At 32.0% G+C, this 17195-nt stretch carries 8 protein-coding genes; all 8 read left to right on the top strand.

Annotation, left to right across the window (positions count from 1 at the left end):
• Window positions 1-344: 344 nt before the first annotated feature.
• A complete protein-coding gene (locus RHP49_09115; protein ID WNH11084.1) occupies window positions 345-3416 on the top strand; it encodes a TonB-dependent receptor in 3072 nt (1023 codons plus the stop codon).
• Between the two features lie 11 nt (window positions 3417-3427).
• A complete protein-coding gene (locus RHP49_09110) occupies window positions 3428-5083 on the top strand; it encodes a RagB/SusD family nutrient uptake outer membrane protein (protein WNH11083.1) in 1656 nt (551 codons plus the stop codon).
• 138 nt (window positions 5084-5221) lie between these two features.
• On the top strand, window positions 5222-8617 hold the full coding sequence (locus tag RHP49_09105; protein ID WNH11082.1) for a VCBS repeat-containing protein: 3396 nt from the start codon (window positions 5222-5224) through the stop codon (window positions 8615-8617).
• 54 nt (window positions 8618-8671) lie between these two features.
• Entirely contained in the window at window positions 8672-9991 is a 1320-nt protein-coding gene (locus tag RHP49_09100; GenBank protein ID WNH11081.1) for a vanadium-dependent haloperoxidase, read from the top strand.
• 182 nt (window positions 9992-10173) lie between these two features.
• Window positions 10174-13338 carry a glycoside hydrolase family 2 TIM barrel-domain containing protein gene (locus tag RHP49_09095; protein ID WNH11080.1) on the top strand — a complete coding sequence of 1055 codons (3165 nt, stop codon included), beginning with the start codon at window positions 10174-10176 and terminating at the stop codon, window positions 13336-13338.
• 63 nt (window positions 13339-13401) lie between these two features.
• Complete coding sequence (locus RHP49_09090) at window positions 13402-14718, top strand: BNR repeat-containing protein (protein WNH11079.1); 1317 nt, start codon at window positions 13402-13404, stop codon at window positions 14716-14718.
• A gap of 15 nt (window positions 14719-14733) precedes the next feature.
• Entirely contained in the window at window positions 14734-15909 is a 1176-nt protein-coding gene (locus RHP49_09085) for a glycoside hydrolase family 88 protein (GenBank protein WNH11078.1), read from the top strand.
• Between the two features lie 38 nt (window positions 15910-15947).
• Window positions 15948-17195 (top strand): DUF2264 domain-containing protein, encoded by a 1248-nt coding sequence (locus RHP49_09080; protein WNH11077.1) that lies wholly within the window; start codon window positions 15948-15950, stop codon window positions 17193-17195.

The following is a 17195-nucleotide window of genomic DNA, read 5'->3' as shown; positions in this document are numbered from 1 at the left end:
AAATATATGCTTTGAGATTAAGTTTAAACTTGCAAAGTTTTATTTCTGGTATTTAATAAGCAATTATAATATATTTAAAAACAATAAGAAAATATTATAATAATAAAATAAAACCATCTAAAAAACAACAATCCTATCAAAAAAACATCCTAAATATGCGAATAACTTAATACTGGCCGTTTTACACCCTTTTTTTAGCTGATTTGTGCCCCTTTTAAAGAGTTAAAATTAAGTTAATTTACAATTGAAAATAATGTATTTTAGAATTATATTAAAACCCACCACTTAACAATATTCTAAAAGCATTATTATTAAAATATAAACTAAACTAAATAATTAAACTTATGAAGAAATTATTACAATGTTTTTCTGTGTTCAAAAAGAAAGGACTATTCCTTATGATTTTTTTTGGACTTGGAATTTGTTCTGCTTTTGGGCAGAACGAAACTATTTCGGGAATCGTAACAGATAAAGAAGGGCAACCCATTCCAGGTGTTAGTGTCATTGTTAAAGGAACTACAACTGGAGCAGCAACTGATTTTGACGGTAACTATAGCGTTAAAGCCTCTCAATCTAATGTCTTGGTATTTTCTTATGTAGGTTATACTACCCAAGAAATTACTGTTGGCGATCAAAAAATAATTGATGTTATATTAGAAGAAGATGTAGCCAAACTAAATGAAGTTGTAGTAATTGGTTATGGTTCTCAAAAGAGAAGTGATATTTCAGGATCTGTCTCTCAGATTGGTCAAGAAGAAATTGCTAAAAACCCTACAGCAAATATTAGTAACTCTTTAGTAGGGCAGACTACGGGTATAATTGCCAGACAAACAACCGGTGAGCCTGGAAGAGATGATTCAGATATTTTTATTAGAGGTATAGGAACGATGGGTAATGCTTCTCCTATTTATGTAATAGATGGGATTGTAAGATCTGCTAGAGATTTTTCTCAGCTAAATTCAAGCGAAATTGCATCTTTTTCTATATTAAAAGATGCTGCAAGTGCAGCCGTTTTTGGTGTACGTGGTGGTAATGGTGTTATTTTGGTTACTACAAAAAGAGGAAAAGAAGGAAAAATGCAAATTAGTTTTTCTTCAAACCTAGGAATTCAAGAGCGAACAAGAGACCCTGAGTTTTTAGGGTCATATGAATATGCTAAACTTTATAATGAAGCGCGTGTTAATAATGGAGATCCTGTAGTGTATACAGATGACGACCTACAAAAATTTCAAAATGGAAATAGTCCTGATACTCACCCAAGTGTTAATTGGATGTCTGTATTAAATAGGACATCACCTATAAGAACAAGTAGTCTGTCAGCTAGTGGAGGTTCTGATAAAATACGATATGCGACTTCTATTAGTCTTTTAGATCAAGAAGGTCTTCTTGATACAGATAATTTTAGAAGGTTTAATTTTAGATCGAATATTGATGCAGACGTTACCAATACAACGAGACTATCTTTTGATGTTTCAGGTAGAGACGAGAAAATTAATTCTATAGCTGGTGAAGAAGTATTTAGATGGTTAGTATCTGCAAAACCAGATTTAGCTCCAATAAAATATTCTAATGGAGGTTATTCTAGTGGTCCTGCTTATTTAACCTTACCAGAAAATGGATATAGAAGAAGGAAGAATCAAGTATTTCAAGGACGTATTCAAATAGAACAACAATTACCTATTGATGGGCTTTCTGTTAAAGGAATTATTTCTTACGACAAAACATTTACAGATAATAAGAATTGGTCTTTTATAAAAACACCATATTACACTCTAAATGAGACAGATAACACTTTTGAAGAAAGTTTATTTGGGGCTGATGCGGCATCGTCTCTTTACCAAGATCATAACGACTATCAGTCAATTACCTACGAAGCGCATTTAAATTATAAAAAAATAATAGGAAAGAACGATTTTACTGGATTGGTTTTATACACTCAGACTGAAGAAAAATGGGATTTTTTAAGTGCTAGAAGGCAGGAATTTAAATTAGCTGTAGATGAAATGGGGTTTGGTGATGCTTCTACTCGGGAAAATAATGGATATTCAGGTAGCAGTGGAAGACAAGGTATAGTTAGTAGGGTAAATTGGACCTATAATGAAAAGTATATTTTAGAAGGAAGTTTCAGAGCAGATGCATCAGAACAATTTGCACCTGGAAATAGATGGGGTTTCTTTCCATCAGGGTCTTTCGCTTACCTTATTTCTAAAGAAGATTTTTTACAGAACGCAACATACTTAAATTTCTTAAAACTGAGAGGTTCTTATGGGGTATTAGGAAATGATCGATTAAGAATAAATAATCAGGATCAAAGATTCCTTTATTTACAATCTTTTAACGCAAGTGGCAATGCTGTTTTTGGTGACGGAAATGTGCAACAAGCTATTGTAGAAGGACGCTTACCTAATCCAGATGTAACATGGGAAACGGTAAAAAAATTAAACGTTGGTTTTGATGCTAGATTTTGGGACAATAAATTATCAGTAATTTTTGATTATTTTAGTGATAAGAGAAGTGATATATTATGGCAAAGAAACCTTTCTGTTCCTAGTCTTTTTGGAGCATCTTTACCTATCGAAAATTTAGCTAAAGTAAACAACAAAGGTTTTGAAATTGAATTAGGACATAAAAATTATATTAATAATAATTTGAGTTATTCAATAAACGGAAACTTTACGTATACTAAAAATAAAATCGTTTATCAAGATGAGGCAGAATCAGATAATCTTCTCATACGAAGAACAGGAAATCCTATAGGGTCACAACAAGGATTAATCGCTACGGGTCTTTTTCAATCGCAAGATGAAATAGATAATGCACCACCTCAGTATAATGATGTACTAGCACCTGGAGATATTAGATATGCAGATATTAATGGACCAGATGGTGTGCCAGATGGTGTGGTAGATAGATTTGATGAAACGATGATTGGTGGGGCATTTGCGCCTGAAATTATTTATGGTTTTAATGGTAGTTTACAGTATAAAAATTTAGAATTTTCATTTTTATTTCAAGGTGCTGGAAGAATAAAACAGTCTTATGGTGGCGAAGCAGCCTTACCTTTCTTTTTAGGAACAGGTCCTGCATATAAGCACAATTTAGACCGCTGGACTCCTGATAATCCTAATGCAAGTGAAGCACGTGTCTTGATAGATGGATCTCAAAATCGTAGAGGTTCTACTTATTGGCTAAGAGACGCATCGTACTTACGTCTTAAAAACGTAGAAATTGCTTATAATGTACCAGTAAAACTATTAAAACAAAATCTAATTCAGAGTGCTCGTATTTATGTTAATGCAAATAATGTATTTACAATTTCAAAGATTAAAGACTTCGATCCAGAAAACAGTCAAGGTAGAGGATGGGGCTATCCTCAATTAAGGATTTGGAATGTAGGCTTAAACGTTAATTTTTAAAAATATTTATAATGAACAGAAAAATTAAAAATATATTACAATTTGGATGTACATTAATGTGCATTACAATATTCTTTAGTTGTAGTGATGATTTATTGGATCAAACTCCTAAAGATTCACTTACAGAAGAATTGGTATGGACAGATCCACAGGGAGCAATACAGTTTGTAAATGGTATTTATGGCGGTATGCAATCTGGATTTGATCGTAATTACGATGGATGGGCAAAAGGACTTTATTTATTAGACGGATGTACCGATGATGGAGATGTTAGTATGGGGTGGACGCATTCAACTAGGCTTCAAAACGCCCAATTCACACCAGACAATGTGCCTTGGGGACAAACATGGGGAGATTACTATGGATTAATACGTAAAACAAATTTAGCTTTAGAAAATCTAGATCGTTTAGAAGATGAAACACTTAGGAGTAGGCTAAAAGGTGAAGTTTATTTTTTAAGAGCACTATGTTATCACTCTCTTTTAAGATTATATGGAATTAAATCTAATGGAGGTGAGCCAACAGGTGTACCAATTATAGATAAAAGTCTAACACTGGAAGACGATTTGCAAATTGCAAGATCAACTTATGATGATGTAGTGAGTTTTATTATTACCGATTTAGATACAGCAGCTTCTATGCTCCCATCTAAAGGAAATATAGAAGCAGGAAGAGCTACTTCAGGGGCAGCATATGCATTAAAAAGTCGCGTATTGCTTTATGCAGAACGCTGGGCAGAAGCTGCTACTGCTGCAAACAATGTTGTAGGATATACACTTTATCCAGATTATAAAACATTATTTCTAGATAAAAATAATGATGAGATTATTTTTGCTAAAAAATTTCAAAACCCTGACAAAACGCATCAAACTAATGCAGGAGGCACTCCTAACGCTGGTTGGGATGTGTACAATAGCCCGAATACATTTAAAGGAACCAGTGATGGTGGATGGGGAGGTAATTTGGTAACCCAAAATTTTGTTGATTCTTATGATATGGCTGATGGAGAACCGCAGGCAACATCAACTTTATTTGATTCTAACAATCCTTATGATAATTTAGATCCTCGTTTTGAAGCTACTGTGGTTCACAACGCTTCTACTTTTAGAGGAAGAGTGATTGAAATGTTTGAAGGAGGGAGAGAAGGTGATCCAGGTGCTTTTATGAATACAAGATATTTTCTACGTAAATTTCATGATGAAAATTTGGTTCTTTATTCCCACTCAAGTGATCAAGATTGGATATTTATAAGATATGCTGAGGTATTGTTAAACTATGCAGAAGCTCAAAATGAAGATGTAGGACCTGATACATCTGTTTACGAGGCTATTAAAGAAATACGTCAAAGAGCAGGAATTACTAATCCTGATTTACCTGCAGGATTAAGTCAGAGTGAAATGCGTGATAAAATTAGAAATGAGAGACGTATAGAATTGGCTTTTGAAGAACATAGATTCTTCGATATAAGAAGATGGAAAATTGCACAAAGTTTACTAGACGGAAAACCAATCTATGGAATGACAATAACGAAAAATCCAGATGAAAGTTTTTCATATACAAAGATGGAAGTTGAAACACGTAGTTTTCCAGAAAGATTATATGTATTACCTATACCTCAAAGTGAAAGAGATAAAAACCCAGCTGCTAAGCAAATTAATGGATGGTAGTTTTATATAAAATAAAAAGCTGTGAATAGAATATTTGCAGCTTTTTATTTTATATTTATTTTCAATAAAAGACTTTCTATTGTCAACCTTGTCATTTAATTTCAAATGAATTGATTATTATTCAATAATATATAAAGAATGAAAAAAAATATTATCATTTTAATCTTGACTGGTTTTTCAATAATTACTGGTTGTAAAAATAAAGAAACTACTTTATTTGTGGCTTTAGATCCAGATCAAACAGGTATCTCATTTATAAATACAATTACAGAGACTGAATCATTAAACATAATGCAATACGAATACCTTTACAATGGTGGAGGTGTTGGCATTGGAGACTTTAATGATGATGGTTTAGCTGATGTATACCTAACAGGGAATGCTGTAGAAAACAAGCTCTATATCAATAAAGGAAATTTTAAATTTGAAGATATTACAAATTTAGCTGGTGTTGGAGGTAGAAAAGGGTGGAAAACTGGGACAAGTGTAGCAGATGTTAATGGAGATGGGCTTCTTGACATCTATGTTTGCTATTCAGGTTTAGGGACCAATAAAGATCGTAAAAATCAATTGTTTATTAACAAAGGGAATAACAAGGATAATGTACCCACATTTATAGATAAGGCATCAGAATATGGACTTGATGCACCAGGAAGTTTTAGTACGCAAGCAGCTTTTTTTGATTATGACCTTGACGGAGATCTAGATATGTTTTTATTAAACCATTCTAAAACCTTTTATTCTCCTTTTTATAATAGTACTAAATTACGAAATTCAAGACACCCCTATTTTGGGAATTCTTTGTACAAAAATAACAACGGTCATTTTGTAAATGTTAGTGAAAGTGCTAGAATATATGGTAGCGGACTAAACTTTGGATTGGGAGTTGCTATAAGTGATTTAAACCAAGATGGTTTACCTGATATTTATGTCTCTAATGATTATGATGAACAAGATTTTTTATACCTCAATAAAGGAGATGGGACATTTCTAGATGCTACCAAAAAATCATTTGGTCACATTTCAAAATACTCTATGGGTAATGATGCCACAGACTTGAACAATGATGGTCTTGTTGATTTAATTACATTAGATATGTTGCCAGAGGATAATTTTAGACAACAATTATTAAAAGGACCTGATGAATATGATCGGTACCAATTGGCTGTAGATAGTAGTTACCACAAACAGCAAATGCGTAATATGCTACAATTGAATCAAGGAAATGACTCAGAGAATATACCCATATTTAGTGAAATTGGAGAGTTAGCAGGAATTTCAAATACAGATTGGAGTTGGTCGCCACTTATAGCTGATTTTGATAGTGATGGTAAAAAAGATATTTTTATCACCAATGGTTACTTACGTGATTATACCAATAAAGATTTCATGAAGTATGAAGTCAATGATGCTATGGAGAAAATAAGGTCTCATGGAGGCGGAGAACTGTTTGATAATAATGGTAAAAAAGAATATTCAAATCTTATTTATGAATTAGTAAAAAAGATGCCTTCATCAAAAACCCCAAATTATATCTACAAAAACAATGGAAATCTTACTTTTGAAAACAAAACCAATCAATGGGGTTTATCGAATCCTAATGTTTCTGCAGGTGCTGTTTATGCTGATTTGGATAATGATGGGGATTTAGATTTGATTGTCAATAATTCAAATGAAGCAGTTAGTATTTATAAAAACACCATTGAAAGCAAAAAAAATAATTTTATTAGAATTAAATTAAAAGGTAAAGATAAAAATACGAATGCTCTTGGAGCAAAAATTTGGATTACAACCGATTCAACAACACAATTTCTTGAAAATTATACCACTCGTGGATTTCAATCTTCTGTTGACCCCATCCTTTATTTTGGACTAGGGAAATCAAAAAAAGCAGATTTAAAAATTCAATGGTCAGATGGAAAAACATCTATTAGTAAAAACATTAAATTAAATAGTCTTTTAGTATTTGACCAAAACAAAGTTAAGTTCGATATAGAAAAAGAAAAAACCGTTCACCAAACTTACTTTAAAGATGTTACAGCCTCTTTAGGTCTAGATTTTATCCATCATGAAAATGATTATGTTGAGTTTAAAACAGATCGCCTTACGCTAAAACAAAGTTCAAAATCAGGTTCTAAAATGTCCGTTTCGGATGTAAATAATGATGGAATTGATGATGTTTTTATAGGAGGAGCAACTGGACAAAGTGATCAATTATTTTTATCAAGATCTGATGGAAAATATAATAAATCAAATAATGAGTGCTTTGAAAAAGATAAAGACTTTGAAACCACGGCTTCCGTGTTCTATGATGCTGATGGTGATGGTGATAAAGATATTTATGTTGTAAGCGGAGGAAGTGAATTTGCATTAGGCGCTCCTCAATTAATGGATCGTCTCTATATCAATTACGGTAAAGGGAATTTTAAAAAAGCAGCTCAGGGTGCTTTACCTGAAGCCTATTCTAATGGAAGTTGCGTTGCAACAGGAGATTATGATGGTGATGGCGATGACGATTTGTTTGTAGGTGGAGGTAATGTTTCTGGAAACTATCCATTAAGTACTCTCGGGGGAATTTTAAGAAATGACAGCAACCGTTTAACTGGAGAAGTCAAATTTACTATTGCAACAAAAGATGTAAACCCTACTTTAAGACAAGCTGGATTAATTACTGGAGCAATGTGGGCAGATATTGACAATAACAAATCATTAGATTTAATTTTAATTGGTGAATGGATGCCTATTCGAATTTTTATCAATAGCAATGGGAAATTAATTGAAAAAACAAAAGAATTCAATCTCTCTAATACCAACGGAATGTGGCAGAGTATAGAAAAAGCTGATATGGATGGAGATGGCGATTTAGATTTTATTGTTGGAAATATGGGATTAAACGTTCCATTTAAAGTAACTGAAAAAGAGCCACTAGAAGCATTTGTAGGAGATTTTAGAGGAGATGGATTTTTAACAACAGTTAATAGTAATTACATACAAGGGAAAAGACATCCTATTGCTTCTTTAGATGAGATGCAAGATGCTTTTCCGTTCTTAAAAAAGAAATTCTTAACCTTTAACCAATATGCATCAGCAACTTTGGATGATGTATTCACAACAGATCAATTAAATAAGTCGACTCATTTTACCATCAATCAACTGCAAAGTTTGTATTTAGAAAATACGGGAAATGGTTTTAAAATTCATCCTTTACCAATAAAAGCGCAATTCTCAGCAGTACAAGGAATAGTTATACATGATTTTACTGGAGATGGTATTTTGGATATTCTTATTTCAGGGAACTATTATCCCTTTAGAGTACAATATGGCCCTTGTGATGCTGGAAAAGGATTGTTGTTAAAAGGAAATGGTCGAGGAGGTTTCGCTTCTGTAGACACAAATAAATTAGGGGTTTGGCTAGATGGGGATATAAGGGATATGAAATTATTAAAAGGAAATAAACACCTTAATATAGTGCTTTCAAAGAATGATGATAAAATGCAATCCATTGAGTACCTAAATCCAAAAACATCACATTAATTAATTTACAAAATAGACTATTTTAATCTTAAATATTTCAAAAGAATGAAATCAATGAAGTTTACCCCCCTGTTAATTATAATAATGTTTTGGGGGTGCAAAAATGATGATGAATCAATTGTAATTACACCAGACAATTACCATAATTCAATAGATCAAATTATTAGCGTAATGATTCATGATATTTTTTCGCCACCTGTTGCAAGTAGAATTTTTGCATACCCTAATGTAGCAGCTTATGAAATTATAGCAAGCAATAATAAAGACTTTAAATCAATAAGTGGACAATTATCTGGATTGACTGCAATTCCTAATTATGACAAGTCCAAAGGACCTTTAAATGTTCAATTGGCCTCTTTAGTTGCTTATATAGATGTAAGTAATGAATTGATTTTTTCTGAAGAACCAATAGTTAAGTACAGGGATAGTTTATATACAAATTGGAAGTCTATTAATAAAGTCGAATTTAATAATGCTAAAGAATATGGATTAAAAGTGGCTGATCACATAAAAAAATGGTTGAGTAAAGATAATTACAAAGAAACTAGATCAATGCCTAAATATACCATTAAAACCAATGATCCATCAAAATGGCAACCTACACCCCCTGCATACATGGATGGAATTGAACCACATTGGAGTAAAATCAGGACTTTTGTAATAGATTCGGCCAATCAATTTGCACCACCACCACCACCGAAGTTCTCTTTAGAAAAAGGCAGTCTTTTTTATAAAGAATTAAAAGAAGTATATGATGTAGGAAACGAGATTGTGAAAAAAGGGGATACATGTGTAGGTATTAAAACCGCACGTTTTTGGGATTGTAATCCTTATGTATCAGTTACACATGGACACATGATGTACGCCGTAAAAAAAATCACTCCTGGGGCTCATTGGATTGGAATAACTAAAATTGCTTGTAGAAAAACCAATTATAATTTTGATCAAACAGTTTACGCTTACACAAAAACGGCTCTAGCAATAGCTGATGGATTCATCAGTTGTTGGGATGAAAAATATAGAAGTAATTTAGTAAGACCAGAAACTTTAATCAATAAATATATTGATCAAAATTGGAAACCATTATTACAAACACCTCCTTTTCCAGAATACTCTAGTGGACATAGTGTCGTTTCTGGTGCTGCAGCAGTAGTTTTAACAGATATTTTTGGTGATAATTTTAAGTTTGATGATAATACAGAAATGCAATTTGGTCTTCCTATTCGAAGTTTTAACTCTTTTAATGAGGCTGCAAATGAGGCTGCAATGAGTAGAATGTATGGTGGAATACATTATAGAGCTGCTATTGAAAAAGGAGTTCAACAAGGCAGAAATTTAGGCGCATATGTAGTAAAGAAACTAAAAATGAAATAACACTTCTAATAATAAAAACAAGTAAACTTTAGATAAACATTAATATCATGGTTCAAAGAAGTCTAAGTCATATTTGAAACATTTATAGTTTATAAAAATTGTTAAAGTATATAACAAAGAAAACCAAATTAAAAGAATATTACAGTATTTATTAAAGGAGAAAGAACATTAAAAATAAATTAATGAAATTAAAATTTTTAGTACTAATTTTAGTATGCTTAATCGCTTGTAAAAACAAGCATAAATATGAGGGCATCGCTTTTGAAGAAAAGACTCCAAGAGATTGGGAGAATCCAGAAGTATTTAGAATTAATAAAGAAGAACCAAGAGCTTCATTTATTCCATACCAAACTGTAAAACAAGTAATAGAAGATGATGCAACAAAGTCACCTTATTACAACTCTTTGAATGGCACTTGGAAATTTAATTTAGCCATCAACCCTTCAGAAAGACCTTTTTACTTTTTTAAAACAGATTATGATATTTCCGATTGGAAAGACATAACAGTTCCAGGGAATTGGGAAACTCAAAACTTTGACATTCCTATTTATACCAATGTTAAATATCCGCATGATAAAACTCCTCCAAAAATTCAACCTGATTATAATCCGGTTGGTTCTTATCGTACCGTTTTTAAGATTTCAAAAGAGCAATTACAAAAAAATGTGATTTTACATTTTGGAGCCGTAAGTTCAGCCATGTATATATGGGTAAATGGAGAAAAAGTGGGCTATAGTGAAGATAGTAAAACACCTGCTGAATTTAATATCTCAAATTACATTGTAGAAGGAGAAAACCAATTAGCTGTAGAAATTTATAGATGGTCTGATGCTAGTTATATAGAAGATCAAGATTTTTGGAGATTAAGCGGTATTACAAGAGATGTATATTTATTAGCTCGTGAAAAAAACCACGTTAAAGATTTTTGGTCTCAAGCCAATCTTTTAAACAATTATAAAGATGGTAAATATGCATTAGATGTAGATATCTTAAACAACATTGAAAGTACTATTTCTGTTCAAATACAGCTTTTTGATAATGAAGGAAAAGAGATATTAAACAATGCTAAATCAGTAAATAAGTCAACTTCTATTCATTTTGAAAATACTATTGAAAATGTAAATACATGGAATACTGAAAAACCATATTTATATCAACTTGTTATAAGTCTTATAGATGATTCAGATAACATTATTGAACGTGTAGGAACTGAAGTTGGATTTAGAAAAGTTGAAATAAAAAACGGTCAATTATTAGTAAATGGAAAAGCAATTTTAGTAAAAGGTGTTAATTTACATGAACATCATGATAAAACAGGTCATTATGTAGATAAAGAAACGATGTTGAAAGATATTAAAACCATGAAAATGTTTAATATCAATGCTGTAAGAACCTCACACTATCCACAACCAGAAGCATTTTACAAACTGTGTAATGAATATGGTTTGTATGTTGTAAACGAGGCAAATATAGAATCTCATGGTATGGGAGCCACCAATCAATCACCATTTGATGAGTCAAAACATGTAGCTTATTTACCAGAATGGGAAGCCGCTCACATAGATAGAATAAAGAACATGGTAGAACGTGATAAAAACATCCCATCAGTTATTATTTGGTCTTTAGGAAACGAATGTGGTAACGGAAAAGTATTTTATGATGGTTATGATTGGATTAAGCAAAGAGATACCACAAGGTTAGTACAATTTGAGCAAGCTGGTTTAAATAGAAATACAGACATTGTTTGTCCTATGTATCCAAGTATAGGCAGATTAGAAAATTACGCACAAACACATACAGACAGACCATATATTATGTGTGAATATGCACATGCTATGGGGAACAGTGTTGGAAATTTACAAGATTATTGGGATGTTATAGAAGAATACCCCGTACTACAAGGTGGCTTTATTTGGGATTGGGTAGATCAAGGCTTGATTAAAAAGACTGAAGACGGAACAGAATATTGGGCATATGGAGGCGATTTTGGTCCGGAAGATGTGCCTTCAGATGGTAATTTTTGTTTAAATGGTCTTGTTAATCCTGATAGAGAACCAAAACCTTCTTTATGGGAAGTTAAAAAAGTATATCAAAATATTAAATTTAAAAATAATAAAGGAAACTACGAAGTAGAAAACAATTTCGACTTTACTAATTTAAGCCAATTCAACTTTAAATATACATTTGAATTGGATGGAGAAATGGTTCTCACTGAAACCATAGAAAACTTTAGTGTAGCTCCTTCAGAGAAAGGAATACTTGATATAAAATCTCCTGATAATTTTGATGCTTCAAAAGAATTAATTTTAACAATTTCTGCATTCACTAAAACAGAAAAAGGATTGATTCCTAATAATCATGAAATAGCTTGGGAACAATTTATTTTAAATACCCCAAAACCACTAAACAGTGTAAAATCCAATCAAGAAATAATCATTTCTGATACTGAAAAAACCATTCAAGTTAGTAATGCTAATGTCAATATTTTATTCAATAAAGAAACAGGAATATTAACAAATTTGAGTTTTAAAGAAGGTGAAAACATTATAAAAGATGAAAATGGTTTTACACCAAACTTTTGGAGAGCACCTATTGATAATGATTTTGGTAATGATTTACATAAAAAAAGTAGCATTTGGCGCTATGCAAGCAAAAACAGAAAAGTAAGAAGTATAAATGCTAAGATGCAAAATTCCAATACTTTAGTTTCTGTCAACTTTGATTTATTGAATGAAAAAAATAATAAAATAGCTACATTTCAAACTAATTATACAATTAAAGGAGATGGCGCTATTTTAGTAGATAATACTTTTGAAAAAACTCAAGACAATTTACCCGATATACCAAGAGTAGGTTTAAACATTCAATTACTAAAAGAATTTGACAATATCTCCTGGTATGGTAAAGGTCCTTATGAAAACTATTGGGATAGAAAATCAGGAGCAAAAATTGCTATTTTTAAAGGTTTAGTTGAAGATTTTAATTGGGAATATATCCGTCCACAAGAAAATGGAAATAAAAGTGATGTTAGATGGATGAGTCTTACAAACAACGATGGTAAAGGAATAAAAATTTATGGGATTCCTACTGTAGATTTTAGTGCACATCATTCTATAATGGAAGATTTTGAATCATTAGAAAGAACGGATGGCAGACAAAGAGAAGGTGATATTGTTAAAAACAGGCACACTATTGATGTAAAAACAAGAGATCTAACCTCTTTAAATATAGATTTTAAACAAATGGGTGTTGGAGGTGATACCAGTTGGGGAGCACAAACTCATAATGAATATAAATTATTAGATAAAAAATATAAATACTCCTTTTTAATTGTACCAATATTTTAAATTATGAAAACTAACTTTATTGATAAATAATTTTACATTTTTATAATGGTTAAAAAAAAGAGATTGACAAAAAATAGAAAAATATTTAATAGCATCATTTACAGTTTACTGTTTCTTGTTTTTGGATGTAAAACTGGAAAAGTTAAACAAACAACTATTGGATTAGGGTGGTCAAATAATTCGGTTAATACTGTTAAATTCAGAAAAAATGCCTTAACAACTTTTAATGATTATCAATTCATTGCTTACTATGATGCTGATGGTTTTTTAGTTCTCGGAAAACGAAAAATAAACACAAAGAACTGGGAAAAAGTTAAAACGTTTTATAAAGGTAATGTTTCTGATGCCCATAATTCAATTAGTATTGCTGTTGATGGAAATGGGTATTTGCATGTAAGTTGGGATCATCATGACACCAAACTTAGGTATGCTAAAAGTAAAACACCTTTAGGCTTAGAATTGGAGAAAGAAGTTTCCATGACAGGTCGTGAAGAATTAAAAGTCACCTATCCTCAATTTTATAATCTACCTGATGGAAATCTGCTTTTCTTTTATCGTTCAGGAGCTTCAGGAAGAGGAAATATGGTGATTAATTCGTATGATATAAAAAGTGGAGAGTGGACTCAAATACAACAAAACTTGTTAAATGGTGAAGGAAATAGAAGCGCCTATTGGCAAGCCTGTATAGATGATAACGGTGTTATTCATTTGTCATGGGTTTGGCGAGAAAGTTGGGATGTATCAACCAATCATGATTTATGCTATGCACAATCTAAAGACGGGGGTATTACTTGGCAAAAATCTACAGGAGAAAGATATATTTTACCAATAACCATAGAAACGGCAGAACTCGCTTGGAGAATTCCACAAAAAAGTAGTTTAATAAATCAAACTGCTATGACTATAGATAAGCAAGGGAATCCTTATATTGTTTCTTATTGGAGCGAAAATGCAAATCCACAGTTTCAAATAGTATATTTAGATAATGGAGAATGGAAAAAACAAAACACAGGCTTCCGAAAAACAGCTTTTTATTTAGGCGGAGGTGGCACAAAACAAATTCCAATTTCAAGACCTGATATTCTTATTGATAATGAAGATTCAAATAAGTTAGTTTATTTGCTTTTTAGAGATGAAGAAAGAAACAATAAAATATCATTGGCGTACCGTAATTTAAATAAAAAAAACAACTGGAAAATTTTAGATTTAACCAAGAGATCTCTAGGTCAATGGGAGCCTAACTATGACATTAATCTATGGAGAAATCATCATAAATTGAACGTTTTTTTACAAGAGGTTACTCAAATAGATGGGGAAGGATTAGCTCAAAAACCACCAACAACAGTAAGTGTTTTACAATTAAATAAATTACCAAAATAATAGATTCAAAAAAAAATGAAAAACAGTAAACTAATTAGTCTTTTATCACTAGTTTTAATTTTATTCTATGCTTGTAATTCTATAGATAAGAAGAAAACAAACGTAGCATCTGCTGAAAAAACCAGTAGTATTCCCCAAAATAAAGAGAGTGTTTTAAACATCATTAATAAAGTAAATACACATTGGCAGAAAACCAATCCTGAACCAGATCGTGCTTTTTGGAATCCTGCAGCATATCACACAGGCAATATTGAAGCTTACAAAGTGACAGGTAATCAAGATTTCTTAGAGTATTCAAAAGCTTGGGCAGAAAAAAACGATTACAAAGGTGCCAAGTCTGATAACCAATCTGAATGGAAATATACCTATGGTGAAACAGATGACCACGTGCTTTTTGGAGATTGGCAAATTTGCTTTCAAACGTATATTGATATTTATAATTTAGAAGGGCAAAAAGACCCAGAAAAAATACAACGTGCACGTGAAGTCATGGAATACCAAATGAGTACTGATGCGAATGATTACTGGTGGTGGGCAGATGGACTTTATATGGTAATGCCTGTAATGACTAAATTATATAACGTCACTGGTAACGTGCTTTATTTAGAAAAACTACATGAGTATTTAAGCTATTCTAACAGTATTATGTACGATGAAGAAGCACAAATTTACTTTAGAGATGCAAAATATGTATATCCAAAACATAAAAGTGCAAATGGCAAAAAAGACTTTTGGGCACGAGGAAATGGTTGGGTTTTTGCAGGTTTAGCTAAAGTTATTCAAGATTTACCTAAAGATGCGAAATATCGTGAAGAGTATATAACACGCTATAAAGCGATGGCAAAATCTTTAAAAGAAGCGCAGCAACCAGAAGGGTATTGGACACGAAGTATCCTAGATCCAGCCCACGCACCAGGACCAGAAACTAGCGGGACGGCATTCTTCACTTATGGCTATTTATGGGGCGTTAATAACGGCATTTTAGATAAGAAAACATATATACCTATAATTGAGAAAAGTTGGAAGTATTTAACAGAAGTAGCACTTCAAGATGAAGGTAGAGTTGGCTATGTACAACCTATTGGAGAAAGAGCAATTCCTGGGCAAATTGTAGATGTTAATTCTACGGCAGACTTTGGTGTTGGTGCTTTTTTATTAGCTGCAAGTGAAATGTATAGATTTTTAAAATAAAAATAGCTACAATAATCAACAAAAAAACAATCATATAAATGGTCAATCAATTTAAAAACAGCATAATAATACTAGTAACCTTGCTACTAGTTGTAAACAAGACATATTCTCAAGAAAACAAATTACAAGAAGATACTCCAATTGAGGTCAGAGAATTTTTTGTGTCTTCATTAATTAAAATAGGCGACCCTCTATTAACTGCATTAAGTAAAAATAAATTAAAAAAATTGATGCCTGTTGAAAAATCTCCAGGTGCTTGGGATGATCGTACACATGTAACGTATTTGGAGGGATTTGGAAGATTACTTTCTGGTATGGCGCCATGGTTAGAATTGGGTCCAGATAAAACCCCAGAAGGTAAATTAAGAGCAAAATATATTGCTTTAGCGCAACAAAGTATTCATAATGCAACTAATCCTGAAGCTGCAGATTTTATGAATTTCAACAATGATAAACAACCTTTAGTTGATGCTGCTTTTTTTGCTCAAGCATTAATTAGAGCACCAAAACAATTGTGGGAACCTTTAGACGAAACAACAAAACAAAATGTAATTAATGCTTTAAAATCTACAAGAGTTATAAAACCATATTATAGCAACTGGTTACTTTTTTCTGGTATGGTAGAAGCTGCATTACTTAAGTTTGATGCTGGAGCCGATATGATGCGATTAGACTATCCATTAAACAAACATAAAGAATGGTATTTAGGAGACGGTATGTATGGTGACGGACCTGATTTTCATTGGGATTATTATAACAGTTTCGTAATTCAACCTATGATTCTTGATATATTAAAAGTCTTAAATGAAAAAGACAAAAAAGTCAAAAAGGATTATGATGTAGCATTAAAACGAGCTAAACGCTATGCCGCTATTCAAGAACGATTAATTTCTCCTGATGGTACTTACCCTCCTATTGGCAGATCGTTAGCATATAGATTTGGGGCATTTCAATTATTATCTCAAATAGCTCTTTGGCAAGAATTATCAAAAGAAGTTACTCCAGCTCAAGTACGTTCTGCGTTATTTACTATGGTTCAAAATCAAATAAATGCACCTGATACTTTCGATAAAAATGGATGGCTTCAAATTGGCTTATATGGTCATCAACCAAATATTGGCGAAGGATACATCTCTACTGGTAGTTTATATTTATGTTCTGAAGCATTTTTAATTCTTGGTTTACCATCAAATAATGAGTTTTGGAACGCACCCTACCAAGCTTGGACTCAAAAGAAAATATGGTCAGGTCAAAATATTCCAATTGACCATGCTATAAAAAACTGA

The organism is Flavobacteriaceae bacterium HL-DH10, from assembly GCA_031826515.1.
In the GTDB taxonomy this organism is placed as follows: domain Bacteria; phylum Bacteroidota; class Bacteroidia; order Flavobacteriales; family Flavobacteriaceae; genus Thalassobellus; species Thalassobellus suaedae.
This window is presented reverse-complemented; position numbering and strand designations above follow the sequence as displayed.